Genomic DNA, 21,521 nt, shown 5'->3' on the forward strand with positions numbered 1-21,521 from the left:
TCAGGAAACTATGGGCGCCGATCATCCCTGAATAACAGGCCGATTTCCAGCGTAAGGACATCGGATCACCACAAAAGCGAATGTTTTTTGTTTCAGCCTTTAAACCTTAGTGTAATAGTCAGCGACTAACTCAGTACATAAACAACAGGAATCACATTCATTGCAAGCAGATGGACAGCTGATAGAGGCCAGTGAACAGTTTATCGATAAGGCCGAGCGGGCGCTTATCGAAGCGGTCAGGGCCGGTGACAAGCAGGCTTATCGCAAGCTATATGAAAAGCACCTGGGGCGCGTCTATGCGTTGTGCCTGCGCCTGAGTGGAGACCGCTCTGTGGCTGAAGAAGCTACCCAGGAGGTGTTTATTCAGTTGTGGCGCAAAATCGACAATTATGGCGGTCAGAGTCGTTTCAGCACCTGGCTGCATGGGGTAACGTCTAATGTGTGTATTTCTTATATGCGCAAGCAGAAGAGCTGGCTGCAACGGTTGTTCTCTCAGGACCAGGATGAACTGGAAGCGCTGCATGCAGAGCCTGAGAGCAACTGGGATCTGGATGACTATATCCAGCGCTTGCCACACAGAGCCAGGCAGGTCTTTGTACTGCATGCCATTGAGGGGTACCGGCATGAAGAGATTGCCGGAATGTTGAATATGGCGGTGGGTTCGAGTAAGGCCCAGTTGCATCGTGCTAAACAATTGCTCAAGGAGTGGATGGATAATGCCTGACCATGATTTTGAACAGAATTTGCAACAGCGACTCAGTCGTTTGCCTGAAGAACGCCAGCCTGATCGGGATCTGTGGCCCGGCATCGAACATGCGCTGAATGCTCGTCAGAATACACCGCCAGGCTGGCGCAAGGTATCCGCTCTGGCAGCTTCTGTAATGCTGGTGGGGTTGCTGGGGTGGCTGTCACTCAGTCAATGGCAGGCCGGTGATCAGCAGCAACAACTGGCGACACTGCTGAGTGAACAGCACCAGCAACAAAAAGATTATCTGCTGGCGGCCTATGCCGATCAGCCTGCGCTGACGGATAACTGGCAACAACAGCTGGAAGAACTGGATGAGGCTGCCAGCGCCATAAAACTTGCCCTGGAACAGGATCCACAGAATATGGCGCTGTTGAAAATGCTCAAGCAGGTTCATCAGCAGCAGATCGATTTAATTGAACGGGTGCATGCACCTAAGTATCAACAGATTTAACGGGGAAAGACCATGAAAAATATTCTGTTACTGAGTTTCTTGCTGCTGTTTACAGCAGGGCTTAATGCCGCAGAATCGGTAGATAAAACACTGCCGGCAGACATGAATGGGCGGGTCAGCATTGAGCACCATTCCGGTAAGGCGGTGATCCGAACCTGGGACAAACCACAGGTGAAGGTGACCGGTACTCTGGATAGTCGCGCCAAGGGTTTTATTTTCGAGACCAGAGGCAATGAGATCCGCATTGAAGTAGAAATGCCACGCAATTATCAAAACGGCAGTAACTGGCTGAACTGGGACAAAGAGGAGGACAATCTGGAAATTTTCCTGCCCGCTGACAGCTTTGTTGAGTATGAGAATATTAATGCAGAATTGGATGCTAAAGACATTCGTGGCGGGGTTGACCTGAGCTCTGTCAATGGAGATATCCGGGTAACAGATCTTCAGGGCAGGATTCGTATCAGTACGGTCAATGGCGATATCCGCAGTCAGGATCTGAACGGGAATATCAATCTGAATACGGTCAATGGCGATATCAAGGACAGAGACTCCCGCGGTGAAGAAATTGTTTACGAATCAGTTAATGGTGATATCCGCGCTGACACTCAGATACCCAGAGTGAAGCTGGAAACGGTTAATGCCGACAGCGAACTCAAAATGGGGCGGGTAGAACAGTTAAAAGCCAGTAATGTAAATGGTGACACCAGTGTCAGGCTGGAGCTGGCAGAGGGCGGAGAGGTTAAAGCCAGCAGTGTCAGCGGCCGTCTGGAACTGCGCTTCCAGAAAGAGGTGTCGGCTCGCTTCGATATAGAAGGCCATGCAGGCGGTGATTTACGCAATAAACTCACCGATGACAAGCAGGGTAAAGCCAAGTACGGGCCTTCACGCTGGCTTAAATTCAGCACCAAAGAGGGTAGCGGCCGGGTAAATGTCTCTACCGTCAGTGGTACTGTGGTGCTGAGTAGTTACTGAGCAACTCTGTTAGCAGGCAGCTTCGGCTGCCTGATGCCGTGTTGCCCTTTTTTGAATCAATCTGTTCGGTTTTATGCTTTATACTAAGTGCCGATTCACGCATAATATCCTTCGGTGTTTATCAGGAATTTAATCAGTGAAAGTGGTCTCTCACAAAGAGCGTGACAGTAAGGTCGAAAAGCTCAAGATCCCTCCCCACTCTATGGAGGCCGAGCAATCGGTAATCGGCAGCATGCTGATTGCGCCGGATTGCTGGGACAGAGTAGCGGAGATCCTGCTCGAGAAAGACTTTTATAACCGCGCTCACCAGACCATTTTCAAAGCCATTCTTAAACTGTTGTCTGACAGCCAGCCGGTGGATCTGATCACTGTTTCCGATCTGCTAGAGCAGCAGGATGAGCTGGAAACTGCAGGCGGCTTTGCTTATCTGGGCGAGCTGGCCAAGAATACCCCCAGTGCTGCCAATGTGGTGGCCTATGCAAAAATCATTAAAGAGCGTGCCATACTGCGCGAACTGATTGGCGTGGCCCATGAAATAGCCGAGTCGGGTTATAACCCGGAAGGCCGTACCAGTGGTGATGTGCTGGATATGGCCGAAAGCCGGGTGTTCGAAATTGCCGAGCAGCGCTCAGGCAACAGCGAAGGGCCACAGGATATCGAAACGGTGATGACCCATACCGTTGATCGGCTCGAAGCGCTGCTTAAATCCGGTAAGGAAGTCACCGGGGTATCAACAGGTTTTAAAGATCTGGATAAAAAAACCAGTGGCCTGCAACCATCGGATTTGATTATTGTGGCGGCCCGTCCCTCTATGGGTAAGACCACCTTTGCCATGAACCTGTGTGAAAACGCCATGCTGCTGGAAGAAAAGCCGGTACTGGTATTCAGCCTGGAGATGCCTGCAGAACAGCTGATGATGCGTATTCTGGCCTCCTTAAGCCGGGTCGATCAGACCAAAATCCGTACCGCACAGCTGGATGATGAAGACTGGGCTCGGATCTCTAACACCATGGCCATGCTTAAGGAAAAAGATAATCTGTTTATCGATGATGCCTCCGGCCTGACGCCCATGGAAGTGCGCACCCGTGCACGCAAACTGGCTCGCGAACGTGGCGGTATTTCCATGATCATGGTCGATTATCTGCAACTGATGCAGGTGCCCGGTTTAAGTGAAAACCGTACCCTGGAAATCGCCGAGATATCCCGCTCGTTGAAATCTCTGGCTAAAGAGCTGAATGTGCCGGTGGTGGCGCTGTCGCAGCTTAACCGGAGTCTGGAGCAGCGTGCTGACAAAAGGCCGGTAAACTCGGATCTGCGGGAATCGGGCTCTATTGAGCAGGATGCCGATTTGATCATGTTTATCTATCGGGACGAGGTGTATCACGAAAACAGCCAGGAAAAGGGCATCGCCGAGATCATTATCGGCAAGCAGCGTAACGGCCCTATTGGCACAGCGAGGCTGACCTTCCAGGGCCATTTCTCGCGTTTTGATAATTACGCCGGCCCGGCCATCGCCGACGAATACTAAAAAACAAACCACAAAAAGCCTATTCACCACAGAGACACGGAGGGCACAGAGAAGTAAAAGGGGCTAAACCACTAAATATCCCTGTATTTCTCTGCGCCTTTGCGCCTCTGCGAGAGGCTATTTTTAAGTTCGTGAGTTTAGTGTTTTTAGTGGTTTAAAAGCTTTTGACCACGAAAGGCACGAAAAACACGAAAGGGGTCAAAGCGTTTAACCATTCAAATCTCTGTGTTCTCTGTGTTCTCTGTGCCTTAGTCGTAGCCCGTATAAAGCGGAGCGGAATACGGGGTCGCTGAAGACTGAAATCTGATAACTGTTACCTTACTGACTACGCAGCAACACCAGCAGGGCACCATTGCCGCCCCATTCCAGTGTGGCCTGATGAAAGGCCAGTACGTCAGGGTGCTGGATCAGCCAGTTGGGCACATGGCGTTTCAGCACATGACCGCCTATACCATGCACAATGCAGACACAGCTGCAGTGCTGCTTGCGGGCGGTATATAACAGGGCGGCAATCTCCAGTTTCGCCTCATCCCGTTTAAGGCCATGCAGGTCGAGAATCAGATCCGGTGGATAATCGCCGCGGCGCAGCCTTTTGACTTCGTGCGTGTCGATACCCGGCCTGACATATTTAACCGGCAGATTGGGATCGAACCAGGCTTCAAAACCGTCGGAAAACTGGAAGCTGGCAGCGGCCTGACGGGCGGCTCGCAGTTCCTCACCCCTTTGGTTAGTCCGATTTAATCTAACCTCAAGGGTTTTTTTCTTGCTGGCCGGTGGCAGAGGCTGTATTTTGTCCTGCTTTATGGGCTTTACCTTACCAATCTGCTGGCGAAACAGGGCAATATCTTCCTCTGCCAGTGGCGGCTTTTTCGGCATGTTCGATACGATCAGGTAAACTTCACCCTATGATAACAAAATCGCGGGACTTTGAATGCAAAGCATGACGGAACAGGAACTGGCCGCGCAGGCTGTGCGCGATCTGCGCAGCATGCTGGATCTGATGCGCTGGTGCGCCACGCAGTTTAATCAGGCCGGTTTGTATTATGGCCATGGTACAGACAATCCCTGGGATGAGGCGGTTTCTTTGGTATTGCAGTCTGTGCATTTACCCCATGACAGCCCGCAGGAGCTGTTTGCGGCACGCCTGACCGAAGCGGAGAAGGCTCAGATTGTTGGCCTGGCTCAGCGCCGGGTCAATGAGCGTATTCCGCTCGCTTATCTGACTCATCAGGCCTGGTTCGCTGGTTTACCCTTTTATGTGGATGAGCGGGTGCTGATACCACGCTCACCTTTTGCTGAGCTTATTCAGGGTCACTTCGCCCCTTATCTTGATTTTGAGCCTGATACCATTCTGGATATGTGTACCGGCAGTGCCTGTATCGCCATTGCCGCGGCTAACGCCTATATCGATGCCGAAGTGGATGCAGTGGATATCAGCGCCGATGCTTTAGCTGTGGCGGAAATTAATATTCAGGATCATGCTCTGAGTGACCGGGTATTTCCAATCCAGTCCGATTTGTTTGAGAATCTCAGTGGTCAGTGTTATGACCTGATTATTGCCAATCCTCCTTATGTGGATGCCGAGGATATGGCGGACTTGCCCGGGGAATTTCATCATGAGCCTGAGTTGGGGCTGGCGGCCGGAGAAGACGGGCTGGATCTGGTGCATAGCCTGCTAAAACAGGGGCCGGATTTTATGAGCGATCGTGGCTGGCTGTTTGTGGAGGTGGGCAACTCCATGGTACATGTGCAGCAGCAGTATCCGGATCTGCCGCTGGTGTGGATCGATTTTGAGCAAGGTGGCCATGGTATTTTTGCCATCAGTAACAAAGACTTAAAAATCTGGCTCAGTAAACAATAACTTTTTCAGACTAAACAGACGGGAATTATGGCCGGTAATCATTTCGGAAAGCTTTTCACGGTCACCACTTTTGGTGAAAGTCATGGTATCGCTATCGGCGGAGTGGTGGATGGTTGCCCTCCGGGGCTGGAGTTAAGCGAAGCCGATCTGCAGGTGGATCTCGACAGGCGCAAGCCCGGTACCTCAAGGTACACCACCGCAAGACGGGAAGCCGATGAGGTGAAGATTCTCTCCGGCGTGTTTGAAGGTAAAACCACCGGCACCTCTATCGGCTTGTTGATTGAGAACACCGATCAGCGCTCTAAAGATTATTCCAAGATTAAAGACATCTTCCGTCCCGGTCATGCCGACTACACCTATCAGCAAAAGTATGGCCTGCGTGATTACCGGGGAGGTGGCCGCTCCAGCGCCCGGGAGACGGCTGTTCGGGTGGCGGCTGGTGCCATCGCCAAAAAGTATCTGAAAAATCGTCTGGGTATTGAGATCCATGGCTATCTGTCTCAGCTCGGCCCCATAGAGCTGGCGCCTGTAGATCTGTCTATTACCAATGACAACGCCTTTTTCTGCGCTGATGCCGGCAAGCTGGATGAGCTGGATGCCTATATGCGTGAGCTGAAAAAATCCGGTGACTCCATCGGTGCAAGGGTGTCAGTGCTTGCAACCGGAGTGCCGGTGGGCCTGGGTGAGCCGGTGTTTGATCGTCTCGATGCTGATATTGCCCATGCCATGATGGGGATCAATGCGGTCAAAGGGGTGGAGATCGGTGACGGCTTTGCGGTGGTCAACCAGAAAGGCAGTGAACACCGTGATGCCATGACCCCGCAGGGCTTTAAATCCAATCGCAGTGGCGGCGTGCTGGGCGGTATTTCCAGTGGTCAGGATATTGTCGCCCATATGGCATTAAAACCTACCTCCAGCATCAGTGTGCCCGGTGAGTCTGTGGATATTCAGGGTAATTCCGCCGAGGTGGTCACCAAGGGCCGTCACGACCCTTGTGTAGGGATCCGCGCCGTGCCTATTGCTGAGGCGATGCTGGCACTGGTGCTGATGGATCATTTCCTGCGTCATCGCGCTCAGAACGCCGATGTCACCAGCCCCACACCGGTACTGCCCGCTTCAGATTAATGCGTTGAGAGTTGACTCGTTACCCGGAGTCAGGTTAACAGGCAAAGGTGGTAGCGGATTCTGAAAGACGCCGAGATTCCGTCCATGGAGGCTTGGTTATGGCTTCCATGCCACAAACACTTTCAGAACCCGCTACCACCCTTGCTAAAGAGTTTCCCCGGGATTTATTGAGCCTCGCTATTATGGCGGTTACAATGCCGCGCCCGGGTTATGCTGATAACCCTTTTCGTGAATTTCGTGTCTTTAGTGGTAAAGACAGGACCTGAGGATCGGCTTTGGCAGTAACACATCATTATCAGGATCTTATTCGTTTGTTTGACGGCCAGTTTGCGGCCAGTCATAACACGCGCCTGATCAAAGGTGATGACGAACCCGTCTACCTGCCAGCCGATGCTGCTATCCCTTATCATCGCATCATTTTTGCCCATGGCTTTTACGCCAGCGCCCTGCATGAAATTGCCCACTGGTGCCTGGCCGGGCCTCGGCGGCGCTTACTTGAAGATTATGGCTACTGGTACTGCCCCGATGGGCGTAATGCTGAGCAGCAGGCTGAATTTGAGCAAGTAGAAATCAAACCTCAGGCCATCGAATGGGCATTCTGTATCGCCTCAGGCAAAGAGTTTAAGGTCAGCACCGATAATCTTAACGGTGTTGAACCTGACCGGGCGGCATTTACTGCCAGGGTGCAGGCCCAGGCTCTGAGCTATCTTGAGAGTGGATTTCCCGAACGTGCCCGTCAGTTTATTCAGGCTCTGCAGCGTTTTTATGCCACGCCATGCATAGGCGTTAAAGATTTTATCTCTGAGGATGCAACCCGTGTTTAAGCTTGGACTGATTATTAATCCTTATGCGGGCATCGGCGGGGCGCTGGCCTTAAAAGGCAGCGATGGCGCCGAAATCCGGCAAAAAGCGCTGGCCATGGGCGCGAAACAGCTTGCACCTGAGCGCACCGCTCAGGCGCTGGAGCTGCTACTGCCCTATCAGTCACAGATGAAAATATACACCGCCGCGGGAGCCATGGGTGAAGAACTGGCCCGCCAGATGGGTTTTGATACCCAGGTGTGTTATCAGCCGCCAGCACAGACGGAATCCGAAGATACCGAGCAGACGGCCCGTGAGTTAATAGAGGAGAAGGTCGATCTGCTGCTGTTTGCCGGTGGTGACGGCACCGCCCGCAATATCTGTGCGGTGGTGGATGAGCGTATACCGGTACTGGGCATTCCGGCCGGTTGTAAGATTCACTCCGGCGTGTATTCCGTCACCCCGAAAGCCGCTGGCCGGGTGGTGGAAAAGCTGGTTAAAGGTGAACTGGTCAGCCTGCATCAGGCCGAGGTGATGGATATTGATGAGCAGGGTTTTCGTCAGGGGATCGTCAAAGCCCGGCATTTTGGTCAGATGCAGGTGCCGGCAGAACTTGAATACGTGCAGTCGGTAAAAATGGGCGGAAGGGAATCAGAAGAACTGGTATTGGATGATATTGCCGCCCATGTGATTGAGCAGATGGATGATGAGATTTATGTGATGGGTTCAGGCTCTACGGTCGCGGCGGTGATGCAAAGCATGGGGCTGGATAATACGCTGCTTGGGGTGGATCTGGTGCAGAACCAGCAGTTGCTGGCCAGCGATGTGACTGCCCACGAGTTGCTTGAGGCGATCAAAGATAAATCAGCGAAGCTGGTGATCACCCTGATTGGCGGCCAGGGGCATATTTTTGGCCGTGGCAATCAACAACTCAGCCCACAGGTGATCAGAGCCGTAGGTAAACAGAACATTATACTGGTGGCCACCAAGTCCAAACTTAATGCGCTGAACGGGCGACCATTACTCACTGATACCGGCGACCATCAGCTGGATCAGGAACTTTGTGGCCTGATGCCGGTGATCACCGGCTATCACGATCAGGTACTCTACCCGGTGCAGACCCCTCAGTAGCAGGCGAACAGACAGTTATGACAGAACAGCAGTTTATAGCGTACATCGAAGAAATTGAGCAACATTTTCATCAGACGGTGGCCGAAGGCAGCGAACAGGAATTATTTGTGTCCAGCTACCTCAATGGTCATTTTGATCTGATGGTATCCAGAGCGCTGAATCTGGGTATTTACAGCACAGAGGCGCTGGACAAGGCGGTACGGGAGAGCCTGCAACAGGCTTTTGATAATAAAGAACTGGAGCCTGACGACCAGCAACAGGTGATACGCCTCTGGCAGCGCTTAAATCCCTGATTCATCATTAAGCACTCAGCACTCAGCACTCAGCACTCAGCACTCAGCACTCAGCACTCAATTTCCCCTCACTCCTCACTCCGTAACAGAATGCAATGACTGCCCCAGCATTTCTGCGGTCACCAGGGTCACGCCTTTATTGGTCACTCTGAAGCCCCTGGCAATATCCTCTTCCTTATTGACGCCTATCTGGGTATTGGGCGGTATATGGGTGCCGCGGTCAATTATGGCTTTGCGAATATGGCAGTGACGGCCAATATCTACTTCCGGCAGGATCACAGAGTCTTCCACCAGGGTATAGGAATGCACATTCACATCCGAAAACAGCAGTGAGCGGTTTAACCTGGCTCCGGAGATCACACAGCCACCTGAAACCATAGAATCCGTGGCCATACCGACACGGTCGGCTTCGTTGATCACAAACTTGGCCGGTGGCTGTTGCACCTGGTAGGTCATGATCGGCCAGTTGTCGTCATAGAGGTTCAGCTCCGGCACCACAGAGATCAGCTCCATATTGGCTTCCCAGAAGGAATCCAGGGTGCCGACATCCCGCCAGTAGGCCCTTTTCCCCGAGGCATCCCTGAATGGGAAGGCCTGCACCTGGCAGCTCTCGATGATGGCGGGAATAATATTTTTGCCGAAATCGTGTTCAGAATTCGGATCTTTGGCGTCACGGATTAACTGCTCCATCAAGAACTCAGTGTTAAACACATAATTACCCATAGAAGCGAGAGTCTGAGCTGGATCCGTGGGCAGGGGTGTCGGATGGGCCGGCTTTTCGTCGAAGCGACGAATGCGGAATTGCTCATCGACCGTCATCACACCGAAGGAGCCGGCGGCTTCTTCGATAGGTACTTCCATACAGGAGACAGTCATATCGGCACCGGATTCCACATGGTAGGCGAGCATCTCGCCATAATCCATCTTATAGACATGGTCGCCAGAGAGTACCAGCACATATTTTGGCGCCTGAGCGCGGATAATATCCAAGTTCTGAAATATGGCGTCTGCGGTGCCTTCATACCAGGCTTCCGATGTGCGCTGGGAGGCTGGCAGCACATCAACAAATTCGCCCATATTGGTATTTAAATGAGACCAGCCGCGCATCAGGTGTTTGATCAATGAGTGTGCCTTGTACTGAGTCGCGACACCAATCTTCTTAATGCCGGAATTAATACAGTTAGATAAGGGAAAATCGATAATCCGGAACTTACCGCCGAAATGTACTGAGGGCTTGGCCCGCCACTCGGTTAATTCATGCAGCCGGGAGCCTTTGCCTCCGGCCAGAATCAGAGCATAGGTGTCACGGGTAAGGCGGCTGATAAAGCGAGGGTTGTTATCCAACATGATTGAGTTCCTTGTTGAGGCATTTATCTATCTGCATTTTTAGGCTGCTTAGATATACAACTATCAGCAAAAACTGCAGTGAGCAAGCAGAACAGGGAGAGAAATGGAATTGGCAGATCGCGGCGAAACTGGTGCAGTTATTGCAGGTTCTTGTGACCAAAGATACTGGAACAACCTTTTAGTCGGAACTCATGTTATGAAACAACTTTGCACTGTGGCACTGATTCTGGCGCTGATGGCCTGCAGTTCGCAAACGCCGCCGCCGGACGTCGACGAACTGGGAAATATTGAACTGCATACCTATGAACTGGCGCAGGAACTGTTCGAAAACTTTGAAAGCAAGTATGCCGCTGCCCACAACTACAGTTATGCAGTAGCGACCTTCGTGCCAGTTGCCCAACTGCAATACCAGCCAAATCAGCAACACCCGCTAATGTTACTGGGGCATCAGCTGGAGCAGGGGATGATCACAGAAGCCAGCCGCCGTGGTTATATTCCTCAAGACTTTAAGGTTACGGACGATATTATTATAGAGAAGCACGCCGACAGAGTGTTGTCGCGCAATGTGGACGATTTGTCTGCCACCCAGCGGGTAGATTTTTATATCAGCGGCACAGTCGTGGAACAGGCATCCGGAGCCATTGTTAATGCCCGGATTATTCAGGTGGATAACAAGGCCGTGGTGGCCGCTGCCACCAAATTCTTTCCTGAGAATCTGTTCTGGCGAGAGCAGAAAGTCACCACCCGCAATGGCATGCTGTATCGGCAAGACGCACCGGAGTAACAAGATGAACAGAATTTTATCCCTTTGTGCAGGCAGTTTACTGTTGTCAGGTTGTGCAAGCTGGTTTGGTGCACAGGAGTCGGCACAGCAAACAGAACCCATGGTTTCAGATGACCCCCACAAGGTAAATATCCGCCAGTATCAGGGGCCAAAGGGCGCGGATCGTTCGGAGCGTGATCCTTCGGCGGCATTGTATGTAAGGCAGAATCAGCCAGGTGTGGATGCCTTTGGCGCCATCAGTGGCGGGACAAATTATGCGAACCGGGGTGCCTTGTATCAGAGTAAACCGCTGGTCAAGCATGTGGGCGCCTATGTACAGAATATGGCTCAGGATCTGATTTCCAATATGGAATATCTATCGGATAAAACCCCTGTAGGTATTACCCATTTCGCCTTGCTGGACAGTGACCTGCAACAAACAAATCTGCTCGGCTATCAGCTGGCGGAGTCATTTATTCATGAACTGCATAAATTCCGTATCCCGGTAGTTGATTATAAATCCACCGAGTATATCCGCGTGACCGAACAAGGAGATTTTATTCTGTCGCGGGACTATCTGGAGCTTAAAGAGAAAGCGCCGCTGGAATACGTGCTTACTGGCACGCTGGCCAAACATCAGGGCGGTTATCTGGTCAACGCCCGGATTCTGGGGATGGAGTCAAAAGCGGTAGTGGCCAGCGCCCAGTCGCTGATCCCCTTTTATGTGGTTGAGGCATTGTTACCTTCTGATCAGCAACTGACCGACGGCGTGAAACTGAGGCAGGGGGAGTAAATGCGTCGCCTGCTGATAATATTTTTGCCTGCTTTAGTGTTGCAGGGGTGCTCGGTGACACTGGATTCACCTCTGCTTGGGCGCGAGCAGGCTGATACGCCGGTGCAAACGCCTGAGCCAGAACAACAGCGGCCGGTTAACGGAATATGGTATCAACCTACGCTCACCGAACAGCAGGAGCAGGTTGACTCAGATGCATGGGTATTGCGCAGTGCCGATAACAGTTATCAGGCCAGTTACATTCACAAAACCCTGAATGACTATGCCGAGCAACTGGCCATGGGCCTGGTGCATAATCTGGCTGTGATAAAAGGCCAGGGGCGTGTGGCGGTAGGTTCATTTGTGGAGCTCGACAGTGAGCTTACCAATACCACCGTGCTGGGCAATCAACTGGCTGAGAAGCTGATCGCGCAGTTGCAGGACTTTGGCCTGGCCGTGGTGGATATCAAAACCATGCCCACTATCATGGTTGGGCGAGACGGAGACCGGGTTTTCAGCCGTGAAGTCAGGGCGCTGAGTGGTGAACTGCAACTGGATTATGTGGTTTCAGGTACGCTGATCCGCAACGCCAGGGGCATTCAGATAAACAGCCGCATGGTGTCACTCAAAGATCAGCAGGTGGTGGCCAGCGCCTCGGGATTTATCCCTAACGTGGTGGCACAGTCGCTGGTACCGATGATGGTGCAGCTTTAACCTCAGGCAAGCGCTGATGCGATATTCAGAACACGCTGTGTATCCATCCATGGAAGCTCCGCCACAGCGTCCCTGCTGTGGCGGCTTCTGAATATCACATCACCATCCGCATGTAATATTACCCTGGCTGGCGTATCAGTTCACGAATCAGAAAGCGATTAGGATTTAACGCGGCCAGCGTGGTGCCATCCAGCGGCATAGGGTTGCCGTTTAGCTGGCAAGCCAGCGCCTCAGCGAGTATCGGGGCTGTGCATAATCCTCTGGAGCCCAGACCGCAGAGAATAAATAACCCCGGCAGATCCTGTGCTGGTGGATAATGCTCATCCTTGTGTCCCTTACGCAACTCCCCATAAGCCCGGCGCTGGGCTTGTATGTCCGGCATGGCGCCCATTACCGGCAGATGATCCGGTGTACTGAGTCTGACAGAAGCCCGCCCTTGTTGCTTTGCTGCGAGCTGGTGAACCCAGTCACAATCGGCCAGCGCCTTTTGTTGGGTCTGCAGATTCTGCAGCTCTTCGTCCCGGCGATAATCGCAGTTCTGATCATTCTTAACATAGGTTGACCCCATTGCATGACAGCCTTCAAAGGCGGGGGTCAGGTAGCCTTTGTGACACAGCACGGTACTAAGCGCATTCAGCACACCCTGTTCGGGGATGGCTTCTACCTGACCCCGTACCGGCCGCAGTGGCAGTGCTGAGATGGGACCTATTCCGGCACTTCTGGCGCCGGTGGCCAGCACCAGGCAGTCAGCCTGATGCCGGCCACCGCTTTGCCAGTGCAACAGCCACTGATCCCGTTCCCTTGTTAAGGCCCTAAGTGTTCTGCCCGTTTCAACCTGAAGCTTGTCGCCACAGGCCCTGAGTAATGCCTCTATCAGTCCCGCCGGATTGATCCAGCCGCCCTTGGCAATAAACAGGCCCGGATAGGGCAGGGGCAGACCAGCGATTTTACTGGCCTGAGCAGCGCTGACAGGGTGCACCAGGGATTCTGGCCAGTGGCCTTTATCCGCCAGTTTCTCCAGCCTCGCCAGCTCTTTGGGATTAAAGCCCAGTTGCAGCACCCCGCAGAATTGATGGGCAAAATCATCTGCACTGGCCAGATGCCGGTATAGACGTTGAGCATAGCCAAAGGCCTGAGCCATGAAATGGCTGCTGATATTGCCCTGGGTATGTAACTGGGGGTAAAACCCACCTTGCGGGTTGCCGGAAGCATCGCCGGCAAGGCTTTCGGTAAAAAGCCTGACCTTTAAGCCACGGCGACACAGGGCATAGCACAGATTGGCCCCGGCCAGACCACCGCCCACAACGGTGACCTCCTGCGCCACAGATGTATGGCGGATATACCAGGGTTTGATCACCTCAGGCTCAGCTTTGCTGTGCAGCACGCCAGCGAGCATATCCCGCTTAGTGCCAAACCCGGGGCACTTGGTTACCTCAAATCCTGCCTGTTGCAGGCCACGGCGCACTGCTCCGGCAGCGGTAAAGGTGGCAAAGGTACAGCCTGGTTTCGCCAGTCTTACCATTTGCCGGTACAGCTCCTCTGTCCACATATCCGGATTCTTACCCGGTGCAAAGCCATCTAAAAACCAGGCATCGGCCAGTCCGGTTTGCGGGCAGTGCATAGCCGGTAACAGCTGGCCAATATCGCCAAAATGCAGATCCAGTATCAGCTCATAACCCCGACAGTGAAAGACCAGCCGGTGGCACCCCGGCGTCAGATCCGGGTACTGCCTAATCAACTGCTGACTATAGTCTTTGAGCTCAGGCCAGTGATCCAAAGCCTGTTGTATGTCGTTTTCTGATAGCGGGTATTTTTCGGTGGAGATAAAGTACAAGCGCCCCGGTCCGCATTGCTGTTCGATGTGAAGCTTGTCCAGAGCCTGCCAGCAGGCAAGAAAATTCAGGCCTGTGCCAAAACCGGTTTCTATCACTGTAAAATCGTCATCATCCTGTAACAGACGAAATCGCTGAGAGAGGTCATTATGTTGCAGAAACACATATTGGCTTTCCTGCAGGCCATTGTGGTTGGAAAAATACACATCGCCAAAGGCCTCTGCGACAGGGGTTCCGTTGTCGTTATAACTGATTTGTGCGTTTTTAATGGGCATTTAGGCTGACAATTGTACGGCAAAGGGCGTATTTTATAGGATCTGAAGATGGAATGATAAAGGCAAGGATACAAAGGCTGTTTTGGGTTAAAGAGCAGACCACTTTGCACGTCAAAATCATTACCATAAGGACAATTTTTTAACGCTAAGGTGAAAGCATGAAAAGAGCGGTGATTACAGGACTGGGGATTGTTTCCAGTATTGGTAACGACAAAGATCAGGTTCTGCAGTCCCTGCGCCAGGGCAAAAGCGGTATTCGCTATTCCCAGCAGTTTGCCGATATGGGTTTGCGCAGCCAGGTGTGGGGGAATATCGAACTGGATGTGAAAGACCATATCGATCGCAAGGCATTGCGTTTTATGGGCGAGGCAGCGGCCTATGCTTATATCGCTATGCAGCAGGCCATTGATGATGCGGGGATCGGCGAAGAGCTGGTGTCCAATGTGCGTACCGGGCTGGTGGCAGGCTCCGGCGGCGCTTCTTCCAAGAATCAGGTGGAAGCAGCGGATATTCTGCGCGAGAAAGGCGTAAAACGTGTAGGCCCTTATATGGTGCCCCGCACCATGAGCAGCACAGTCTCTGCCTGTCTGGCCACGCCGTTTAAGATTAAAGGCATCAACTACTCTATTTCATCAGCCTGTGCCACCAGCGCTCATTGTATCGGCCATGCGCTGGAGCAGATTCAGCTTGGCAAACAGGATATGGTGTTTGCCGGTGGTGGTGAAGAAGTGGACTGGACCCTGGCAATGGAGTTTGATGCCATGGGTGCACTTTCGACCCGCTATAACGCGTCACCGGATAAGGCATCACGAACCTATGACGCCGATCGCGACGGTTTTGTCATCTCCGGCGGTGGCGGCATGGTGATTGTCGAAGAACTGGAACATGCGCTGGCCCGTGGTGCTAAGATCTATGCCGAGATCATCGGCTACGGTGCCACCTCTGACGGTTATGATATGGTCGCCCCCTCAGGTGAGGGCGCAATACGCTGTATGCAACAGGCTATGGAAGGGGTGGAAGATAAGATTGATTATCTGAACACTCATGGCACGTCTACGCCGGTAGGCGATGTCAAAGAGCTCGAAGCGATTCAGCAGGTATTCGGCGGCAAGTCACCGGCCATCAGCGCCACTAAGGCCATGACCGGCCACGCATTAGGCGCGGCTGGTGTACATGAAGCCATCTACAGCATGCTGATGATGGAAAACGGCTTTATCGCCCCCTCGGTGAATGTCAGCAATCTGGATGAAAAAGCCGAAGGCCTGGATATTGTCACCCAGGCCCGTGACGCCAGTATCAATACCGTGATGTCCAACAGTTTCGGCTTTGGCGGCACCAACGCCACTCTGGTACTGCGCCGTTTCGAAAAGTAAGCACAGGCTATTGCCTGCTAGAACCTGCCATCGCCAGCGCGGCGATGGCAGTTATTCCCCCGGTTAGTGTTTCTGATAATTTCTTATCCGGATTTTCTCTGAGTTTTGCTGTGTTTTTGGTTTTGGTGTACCAGAGGTTGTGCTGGCACGAAAAGCAATATTCAGCATCCCTCTCTTCAGTATTGACGAATCATCAGCCAGCGCTGGTTTGCGCCGCCATTTGGGGTCCATTGAATGATATTGGCTGAATTGGCCTGGCTCTTGGCGTTTACATCTAATACCAGGTCACTGAGTTTTGACTTAATTTCCACCTGATTGCCGTCAAAATTGATGCGCCATTGTTGCCCTTCGCTGCCCCAGTACTGCCACTGGGCAATATTGGCGCCGGGCTCATGGCTGCCTTCCCAGACATCCATACTCTTGAGGCTGTTGGCATTAATCAGACTGTAGGTTGAGGTATCCTGGCGGATCACATACCACTTCTGATGCAGGCCGCCAAAAAAATCATACTGCACAACGTTACCGCCGTTGTCTGTTGCCGCATTCTGGATCTCCAGGGGTTTACCACTATGCTGAGACACCAGACGATACAAGCCATCACTCACCCCGCCGCAGCTGTTAGCCGAACTGAAATCAGAACTCATTGATGGCCAGTCGTCGACAAAGCTCATTCGCTGGATATCCAGTTTGGCCGCGCCATTATCATTAAGATCATAGTAGTGGGTAGAAACATAGTTACACCCTTGTTCCTTTAATACACCTATATGGCCGGGGCCTTTGCGATTTTCCACCTGGTTTGGCAGCAGGTTACGCTCTTCAGTGTAGGGGCCAAATACGCTGGTAGCGCGGGCTACCTGAACCTCATAGGTGCTGTCTTCACCCCGGCAACACAAACCACGGGTGAAAAACAAATAATAGTAATCGCCCTGGCGGGTAATATAAGGCGCCTCAATAGATTGATGTCCACCCCCGTAAATATGGCTGACGGTCCCGGCTAATTTGCCCGTTGTCTGGTTGATCTCCGCGACCCCCAGTCCGCCAAACCAGGAACCGTACGACATATAGACCTTGCCGTCATGATCGCGAAACAGGGCCGGATCAATGGCATTGATTTCATCGGCACCACCATGAGATTGCACTACCATGCCGATGTCCTGCCAGTTCGGATTTTTCAGTGACTGAGTGCGCGCTACGCCAATCGCGGAGCGGGAACTGCCGAAGGTTGATACAGAGTAATAGACATAGAAGTAGTCGCCCATCTGAATAGCATCGGGTGCCCAGAAATGCCCTTCAAATTCAGGCACGGCACTGCTGATCCAGCTCGGCCAGCCGGCACCAAAAATGGTGCCCGGGTTGTCCCAGTGCTTTAGATCGGTTGAGCGGCTGAACCATACGCCATTTCCCGTTGTGAACTGGAAATAGGTGTCCTGATCACGGATTAATGTAGAAGGATCGTGGGAGTTCGTAATGCCTGTAAGCTCGAGAGAGAGTGCCGGGCCGCTACTTATAATCAGCATGATAAGCAGAAGACACTGGAGTTTACCGAGTGGCGAACGCGTAGTTGATTGCATGTGATACTTAACCTTTCAAATGTTAATTTAATAAAATATTATTATCATATATTTAACAAGGTGAAAGGTTAGCAGACACAAGAAACCTTTTGTAGGGTAAATTTCGTACTTTATGACTGAGTCAATAAACACTTATCGAAAAAGTGCTGACAGGTTAGTTCACGGATTGAGTCTTATTGCCCGGTCCTGCCGACATTATATAGACAGCGAGGGGTTTTACTGTTAGAGTGCGCGCTCATTTTGGTGCCCTTCGGTCGGCACTCCTGTCTTGTGAATCTTTCCCGCAGACATCTGAATCTCCTGCCTCGGACCGTATCCATGTCACAGACATGAACAGGCAGGTCAAGGACACTATCTTTATGTTATTTAACGAACTCGGCCTTTCGGCTGAACTTTTGCGTGCCGTTTCCCAGCAGGGTTACACTCAGCCTACCCCTATTCAGGCCAAGGCCATTCCCGAAATTCTCAAAGGCAGCGATGTATTGGCGGGCGCGCAAACCGGCACCGGTAAAACCGCCGGTTTTACTCTGCCGCTGCTGCAACGCCTCGGCGAAACAACGCCCAAAGACGGCAAGCGCCCGGTGCGGGCGCTGGTGCTAACTCCTACCCGTGAACTGGCGGCGCAGGTGAGCGAAAGCGTGCGTGCTTATGGTAAGAACCTGCCGCTGAAAAGTGCAGTGATCTTTGGCGGTGTCAGTATCAACCCGCAAATCTCGGCACTGCGCCGGGGTGTGGATATTCTGGTGGCAACACCGGGGCGATTGCTGGATCATGTGGGCCAGAAAACCCTGGATCTGTCGAAGGTGGAAATTCTGGTACTGGATGAAGCGGATCGTATGCTCGATATGGGCTTTATCCATGACATTAAAAAGGTGCTGGCATTATTACCCAAAGCCCGTCAGAACCTGTTATTTTCGGCGACATTTTCCGACGAAATCAAGCGCCTGGCCGATGGTCTGCTGAACAACCCGGTACTGATCGAAGTGGCCCGCCGGAATACGGCATCAGAAACCGTCGAGCAGATCATTCACCCGGTTGATAAGAGTAACAAGCGCAAGCTGCTCTCTTACCTGATTGGTTCTGAAAACTGGCAGCAGGTACTGGTATTTACCCGTACTAAACATGGTGCCAATCGCCTGGCGCAGCAACTGGATAAAGATGGTCTGAGCTCAGCGGCTATTCACGGCAACAAGAGCCAGGGTGCCCGCACCCGCGCGCTGGCCGATTTTAAATCCGGTAAAGTGCGCGTGCTGGTGGCCACCGATATCGCCGCCAGGGGGCTGGATATCGATCATCTGCCTCATGTGGTCAACTATGAACTGCCTAATGTTCCGGAAGATTATGTACATCGCATTGGTCGTACAGGTCGTGCGGGTAATGAGGGTAAGGCGGTTTCCTTGTTAAGTATCGACGAGAATAAATTGATTCGGGATATTGAACGTTTGCTTAAACGTCAGTTGCCCAGAGAGGTTATCGCCGGTTTTGAACCTGATCCGAATGCCAAACCTGAGCCAGAGGTCAGCCGGCCGCGCACAAATCAGGGGCGCAACAGACCAGCAGGAAGGGCCAGAAGTGGTAACGGTAATGGCAATGGTGCTTATGCCGGTAACGGCCGTAGCCGCAATCCTTCCAGGCAAAGCCGCGGCGCCACCGCCTGAATTAACGTAAATCAGTAACACTTTGCCGGGCAACACGCCCGGCAATATCCATTCTAAACTGCTTTGCCTGTGTCTTTCGGATAAGGCAGAATAGCGCCCCTCATTGTGTTACTGCCAACGAAATGAAAATATACTGCGAAGACAGCCTGCTCTATGCCACAGAGTTTTTCTGTGACTGGGGTGAAGTGTGCCTTTTCAGCGGCCGCTCCGTTAAACCTGAAGACATTCAGGATGCCGATGTTCTGCTGGTGCGTTCCACTACTACAGTCAATCAGTCCCTGATTGGCAAATGTGAAAAACTGCAGTTTGTGGGCACCGGCACCGCCGGTTTTAATCATCTGGGCACGGATTATCTCGATCACCGCCGCATCCCCTGGTCAGCAGCACCGGGTTGCAATGCCCAGGCGGTGGCTGAGTATGTGATCAGTGCCTTGTTCGCCCAGGCGCAAAAATTTAACTGGCAACTGAGCGAAAAGCGAGTTGGCATAGTCGGCGCAGGGCAGGTGGGTACAGCGCTGAGCCAAAAATTAGAGGCACTGGGTGTGGATTATCTGCTTTGTGACCCGCCACTGGCTGAGTCCGGTGACCGGCGTGCCTTTGTGGATATGCCCGACATCATGGCCTGCGACATCATCAGCTTGCATGTGCCGCTAATAGAAACCGGTCCTTACCCGACACGCCATCTGTTTGATGGCACTCTGCTGGCGAGCCTCGATCAGCAACAACTGCTGATCAATGCCTGTCGTGGTGAAGTGGTGGACAATCAGGCCTTGCTTGACCTGTGTCGTGCAGGCTCTCAGCCGCTGCTGGTAATGGATGTATGGGAAAATGAGCCGGATATTTGTGCTGAGCTGGTGCCCTACACTCAGCTGGGCACAGCCCATATTGCCGGCCATACCCTTGAGGGGAAGGCCCGTGGTACCGAAATACTCTATCAGCATCTGGCCGGGCTGCTTAATAAGCCTGTGGTGCATAAACTGGCGGATTTTCTGCCAAAACCCGATGTCAGTGAACTGGCACTTCAGCGTTCTCTGCCCTCACAACAAGCACTGGGTGAACTGGTCTTTGCGATTTATGATATTCGCCGGGATGATGCGGACTTTCGGGCTCGGGTTACCACGCCCGGGCAGTTTGAATATATCCGCAAGCACTATGCTATAAGAAGAGAATTTGCTTGTGCTGCAGTTAGCACTGGAAATTCAGCGATGACAGAGGCAATCTTAGGCCTCGGATTTTCTGTTTACACCTCATAGGAGAATGACCCGCATGTCCCGTGCTTTTGATGTTGCCGTTTTAGGTGCCACAGGCCTGGTTGGCCAACATATGATTGAAATTCTTGAGCAAAGAGATTTTCCGATCAATAAACTTTATCCTCTGGCCAGTGCGCGGTCTGCCGGTGGTACGGTGAGCTTTAAGGGCAAAGATGTGCAGGTAGAGGATGCCGAGAACTTTGACTGGTCACAGGTACAGCTTGGCTTTTTCTCTGCAGGGGGCAGTGTCTCGGCTAAATATGCACCTCTGGCGGCAGAGGCTGGTTGTGTGGTCATCGATAATACCTCCCAGTATCGCTATGAGCCGGATATCCCGCTGGTGGTGCCTGAGGTGAACGCCCATGCCCTGGCGGATTTTCGTAATCGCAATATTATCGCTAACCCTAACTGCTCGACGATTCAGATGCTGGTGGCGCTTAAACCCATTCAGGATGCGGTGGGTATAGATCGCATTAATGTGTCCACCTATCAGTCGGTATCCGGAGCCGGCAAGACGGCGATGGAAGAGCTTGCCAGGCAGACCGCCGATTTGCTCAGCTCAAAGGAAATTAAGCCCAGCGCCTTTAGTCGTCAGATTGCCTTTAACGCGATCCCACAGATCGATGTGTTTCTGGAGAATGATTACACTAAAGAAGAAATGAAAATGCACTGGGAAACCCAGAAAATCATGGGTGATGAGGGCATTCGTGTTAACGCTACTGCAGTAAGGGTACCGGTGTTTTACGGCCATGGTGAAGCAATTCATCTGGAAACCCGTCAGCCGATTGATATTGAAGAAGTGAAAAACCTGCTGGAAAATGCGCCGGGGGTGGTATTGATGCGTGACCCAGCTGATTTCCCGACTCAGGTGGGTAATGCCAGTGGTAAGGATGAGGTATTTGTGGGCAGGGTTCGTCAGGATCTGTCACATCCCAATGGCATCAATTTGTGGGTCGTGTCGGACAATGTCCGTAAAGGTGCGGCCACCAACAGTATCCAGATAGCAGAAGTGCTGATCCGCGATTATATGTAATCAGGACTATTTCGTACTAAGCC

At 52.3% G+C, this 21,521-nt stretch carries 20 protein-coding genes; 16 read left to right on the forward strand and 4 right to left on the reverse strand.

All coding sequences use genetic code 11. From position 1 onward, the window contains the following. The first annotated feature begins 160 nt into the window (after positions 1-160). From AT746_RS05050 to dnaB, 4 genes are all read left to right on the forward strand, one after another. Positions 161-724 (forward strand): RNA polymerase sigma factor, encoded by a 564-nt coding sequence (locus AT746_RS05050; RefSeq protein WP_062477330.1) that lies wholly within the window; start codon positions 161-163, stop codon positions 722-724. Beyond that, complete coding sequence (locus tag AT746_RS05055) at positions 717-1,199, forward strand: hypothetical protein (RefSeq protein WP_062477333.1); 483 nt, start codon at positions 717-719, stop codon at positions 1,197-1,199. The genes AT746_RS05050 and AT746_RS05055 overlap by 8 nt, the downstream gene beginning before the upstream one ends. 12 nt (positions 1,200-1,211) lie before the next feature. Next, a complete protein-coding gene (locus AT746_RS05060; RefSeq protein WP_062477337.1) occupies positions 1,212-2,171 on the forward strand; it encodes a DUF4097 family beta strand repeat-containing protein in 960 nt (319 codons plus the stop codon). Between the two features lie 136 nt (positions 2,172-2,307). Further along, the gene (dnaB, locus tag AT746_RS05065) at positions 2,308-3,699 is read left to right on the forward strand and encodes a replicative DNA helicase (protein ID WP_062477340.1); all 1,392 of its coding nucleotides are present in this window, start codon (positions 2,308-2,310) and stop codon (positions 3,697-3,699) included. Between the two features lie 318 nt (positions 3,700-4,017). On the opposite strand, the gene smrB is transcribed toward dnaB, so the two are convergent. Beyond that, the gene (gene smrB, locus AT746_RS05070; RefSeq protein ID WP_062477343.1) at positions 4,018-4,575 is read right to left on the reverse strand and encodes an endonuclease SmrB; all 558 of its coding nucleotides are present in this window, start codon (positions 4,573-4,575) and stop codon (positions 4,018-4,020) included. 64 nt (positions 4,576-4,639) lie between these two features. On the opposite strand from smrB, the gene prmB reads away from it, so the two are divergent. The 5 genes from prmB (at position 4,640) to AT746_RS05095 (ending at position 8,910) form a co-directional block, all read left to right on the forward strand. Beyond that, positions 4,640-5,560, forward strand: a complete 921-nt coding sequence (gene prmB, locus AT746_RS05075) for a 50S ribosomal protein L3 N(5)-glutamine methyltransferase (protein ID WP_420480311.1) — start codon at positions 4,640-4,642, stop codon at positions 5,558-5,560. Between the two features lie 27 nt (positions 5,561-5,587). Next, the gene (aroC, locus tag AT746_RS05080) at positions 5,588-6,685 is read left to right on the forward strand and encodes a chorismate synthase (protein WP_062477349.1); all 1,098 of its coding nucleotides are present in this window, start codon (positions 5,588-5,590) and stop codon (positions 6,683-6,685) included. 275 nt (positions 6,686-6,960) lie between these two features. After that, positions 6,961-7,509, forward strand: coding sequence for an elongation factor P hydroxylase (locus AT746_RS05085; protein ID WP_062477352.1), 549 nt, complete (start codon positions 6,961-6,963; stop codon positions 7,507-7,509). Continuing rightward, positions 7,493-8,617 carry an ATP-NAD kinase family protein gene (locus AT746_RS05090; protein WP_062477355.1) on the forward strand — a complete coding sequence of 375 codons (1,125 nt, stop codon included), beginning with the start codon at positions 7,493-7,495 and terminating at the stop codon, positions 8,615-8,617. Before AT746_RS05085 ends, AT746_RS05090 begins: the two co-directional genes overlap by 17 nt. A gap of 17 nt (positions 8,618-8,634) precedes the next feature. After that, the gene (locus tag AT746_RS05095; protein ID WP_062477358.1) at positions 8,635-8,910 is read left to right on the forward strand and encodes a YfcL family protein; all 276 of its coding nucleotides are present in this window, start codon (positions 8,635-8,637) and stop codon (positions 8,908-8,910) included. A gap of 75 nt (positions 8,911-8,985) precedes the next feature. On the opposite strand, the gene glgC is transcribed toward AT746_RS05095, so the two are convergent. Beyond that, on the reverse strand, positions 8,986-10,257 hold the full coding sequence (gene glgC, locus AT746_RS05100; protein ID WP_062477361.1) for a glucose-1-phosphate adenylyltransferase: 1,272 nt from the start codon (positions 10,255-10,257) through the stop codon (positions 8,986-8,988). A 196-nt stretch (positions 10,258-10,453) separates the two neighbouring features. Here glgC and AT746_RS05105 point away from each other — a divergent pair, with 196 nt between their 5' ends. The 3 genes from AT746_RS05105 to AT746_RS05115 are packed head-to-tail and all read left to right on the forward strand — an operon-like array spanning position 10,454 to position 12,506. Beyond that, positions 10,454-11,041 carry a FlgO family outer membrane protein gene (locus tag AT746_RS05105; protein WP_082633390.1) on the forward strand — a complete coding sequence of 196 codons (588 nt, stop codon included), beginning with the start codon at positions 10,454-10,456 and terminating at the stop codon, positions 11,039-11,041. 4 nt (positions 11,042-11,045) lie between these two features. Further along, complete coding sequence (locus AT746_RS05110; RefSeq protein ID WP_062477366.1) at positions 11,046-11,813, forward strand: FlgO family outer membrane protein; 768 nt, start codon at positions 11,046-11,048, stop codon at positions 11,811-11,813. Next, positions 11,814-12,506, forward strand: a complete 693-nt coding sequence (locus AT746_RS05115) for a FlgO family outer membrane protein (protein WP_062477369.1) — start codon at positions 11,814-11,816, stop codon at positions 12,504-12,506. 118 nt (positions 12,507-12,624) lie between these two features. Here the strand turns inward: AT746_RS05115 and mnmC are convergent, their stop codons facing one another. Beyond that, positions 12,625-14,613, reverse strand: coding sequence for a bifunctional tRNA (5-methylaminomethyl-2-thiouridine)(34)-methyltransferase MnmD/FAD-dependent 5-carboxymethylaminomethyl-2-thiouridine(34) oxidoreductase MnmC (gene mnmC / locus AT746_RS05120; RefSeq protein WP_062477372.1), 1,989 nt, complete (start codon positions 14,611-14,613; stop codon positions 12,625-12,627). Between the two features lie 158 nt (positions 14,614-14,771). On the opposite strand from mnmC, the gene fabB reads away from it, so the two are divergent. Continuing rightward, positions 14,772-15,986 (forward strand): beta-ketoacyl-ACP synthase I, encoded by a 1,215-nt coding sequence (fabB, locus tag AT746_RS05125; RefSeq protein WP_062477376.1) that lies wholly within the window; start codon positions 14,772-14,774, stop codon positions 15,984-15,986. A 176-nt stretch (positions 15,987-16,162) separates the two neighbouring features. On the opposite strand, the gene AT746_RS05130 is transcribed toward fabB, so the two are convergent. Beyond that, on the reverse strand, positions 16,163-17,557 hold the full coding sequence (locus AT746_RS05130) for a family 43 glycosylhydrolase (protein ID WP_197414330.1): 1,395 nt from the start codon (positions 17,555-17,557) through the stop codon (positions 16,163-16,165). Between the two features lie 359 nt (positions 17,558-17,916). On the opposite strand from AT746_RS05130, the gene AT746_RS05135 reads away from it, so the two are divergent. The 3 genes from AT746_RS05135 to AT746_RS05145 all read left to right on the forward strand — a co-directional run bounded on the left by AT746_RS05135 (position 17,917) and on the right by AT746_RS05145 (position 21,498). Continuing rightward, entirely contained in the window at positions 17,917-19,215 is a 1,299-nt protein-coding gene (locus AT746_RS05135) for a DEAD/DEAH box helicase (RefSeq protein WP_062483977.1), read from the forward strand. Positions 19,216-19,337: 122 nt separating this feature from the next. Continuing rightward, positions 19,338-20,468, forward strand: coding sequence for a 4-phosphoerythronate dehydrogenase (locus tag AT746_RS05140; RefSeq protein WP_062477378.1), 1,131 nt, complete (start codon positions 19,338-19,340; stop codon positions 20,466-20,468). A 13-nt stretch (positions 20,469-20,481) separates the two neighbouring features. Continuing rightward, the gene (locus tag AT746_RS05145; protein ID WP_062483979.1) at positions 20,482-21,498 is read left to right on the forward strand and encodes an aspartate-semialdehyde dehydrogenase; all 1,017 of its coding nucleotides are present in this window, start codon (positions 20,482-20,484) and stop codon (positions 21,496-21,498) included. Positions 21,499-21,521 lie beyond the last annotated feature (23 nt).

The organism is Lacimicrobium alkaliphilum, assembly GCF_001466725.1.
GTDB classification, from domain to species: domain Bacteria; phylum Pseudomonadota; class Gammaproteobacteria; order Enterobacterales; family Alteromonadaceae; genus Lacimicrobium; species Lacimicrobium alkaliphilum_B.

Bases quoted from the DNA above. Each gene is read 5' to 3' on its own strand.
- AT746_RS05135 (WP_062483977.1), top strand. From the start codon at position 17,917: ATGTTATTTAACGAACTCGGCCTTTCGGCTGAACTTTTGCGTGCCGTT.
- glgC (WP_062477361.1), bottom strand. From the start codon at position 10,257: ATGTTGGATAACAACCCTCGCTTTATCAGCCGCCTTACCCGTGACACC.
- AT746_RS05115 (WP_062477369.1), top strand. From the start codon at position 11,814: ATGCGTCGCCTGCTGATAATATTTTTGCCTGCTTTAGTGTTGCAGGGG.
- AT746_RS05060 (WP_062477337.1), top strand. From the start codon at position 1,212: ATGAAAAATATTCTGTTACTGAGTTTCTTGCTGCTGTTTACAGCAGGG.
- AT746_RS05140 (WP_062477378.1), top strand. From the start codon at position 19,338: ATGAAAATATACTGCGAAGACAGCCTGCTCTATGCCACAGAGTTTTTC.
- aroC (WP_062477349.1), top strand. From the start codon at position 5,588: ATGGCCGGTAATCATTTCGGAAAGCTTTTCACGGTCACCACTTTTGGT.
- fabB (WP_062477376.1), top strand. From the start codon at position 14,772: ATGAAAAGAGCGGTGATTACAGGACTGGGGATTGTTTCCAGTATTGGT.
- AT746_RS05130 (WP_197414330.1), bottom strand. From the start codon at position 17,557: ATGCAATCAACTACGCGTTCGCCACTCGGTAAACTCCAGTGTCTTCTG.
- mnmC (WP_062477372.1), bottom strand. From the start codon at position 14,613: ATGCCCATTAAAAACGCACAAATCAGTTATAACGACAACGGAACCCCT.
- AT746_RS05090 (WP_062477355.1), top strand. From the start codon at position 7,493: ATGCAACCCGTGTTTAAGCTTGGACTGATTATTAATCCTTATGCGGGC.
- AT746_RS05055 (WP_062477333.1), top strand. From the start codon at position 717: ATGCCTGACCATGATTTTGAACAGAATTTGCAACAGCGACTCAGTCGT.
- prmB (WP_420480311.1), top strand. From the start codon at position 4,640: ATGACGGAACAGGAACTGGCCGCGCAGGCTGTGCGCGATCTGCGCAGC.
- AT746_RS05145 (WP_062483979.1), top strand. From the start codon at position 20,482: ATGTCCCGTGCTTTTGATGTTGCCGTTTTAGGTGCCACAGGCCTGGTT.
- AT746_RS05095 (WP_062477358.1), top strand. From the start codon at position 8,635: ATGACAGAACAGCAGTTTATAGCGTACATCGAAGAAATTGAGCAACAT.
- smrB (WP_062477343.1), bottom strand. From the start codon at position 4,575: ATGCCGAAAAAGCCGCCACTGGCAGAGGAAGATATTGCCCTGTTTCGC.
- AT746_RS05105 (WP_082633390.1), top strand. From the start codon at position 10,454: ATGAAACAACTTTGCACTGTGGCACTGATTCTGGCGCTGATGGCCTGC.
- AT746_RS05110 (WP_062477366.1), top strand. From the start codon at position 11,046: ATGAACAGAATTTTATCCCTTTGTGCAGGCAGTTTACTGTTGTCAGGT.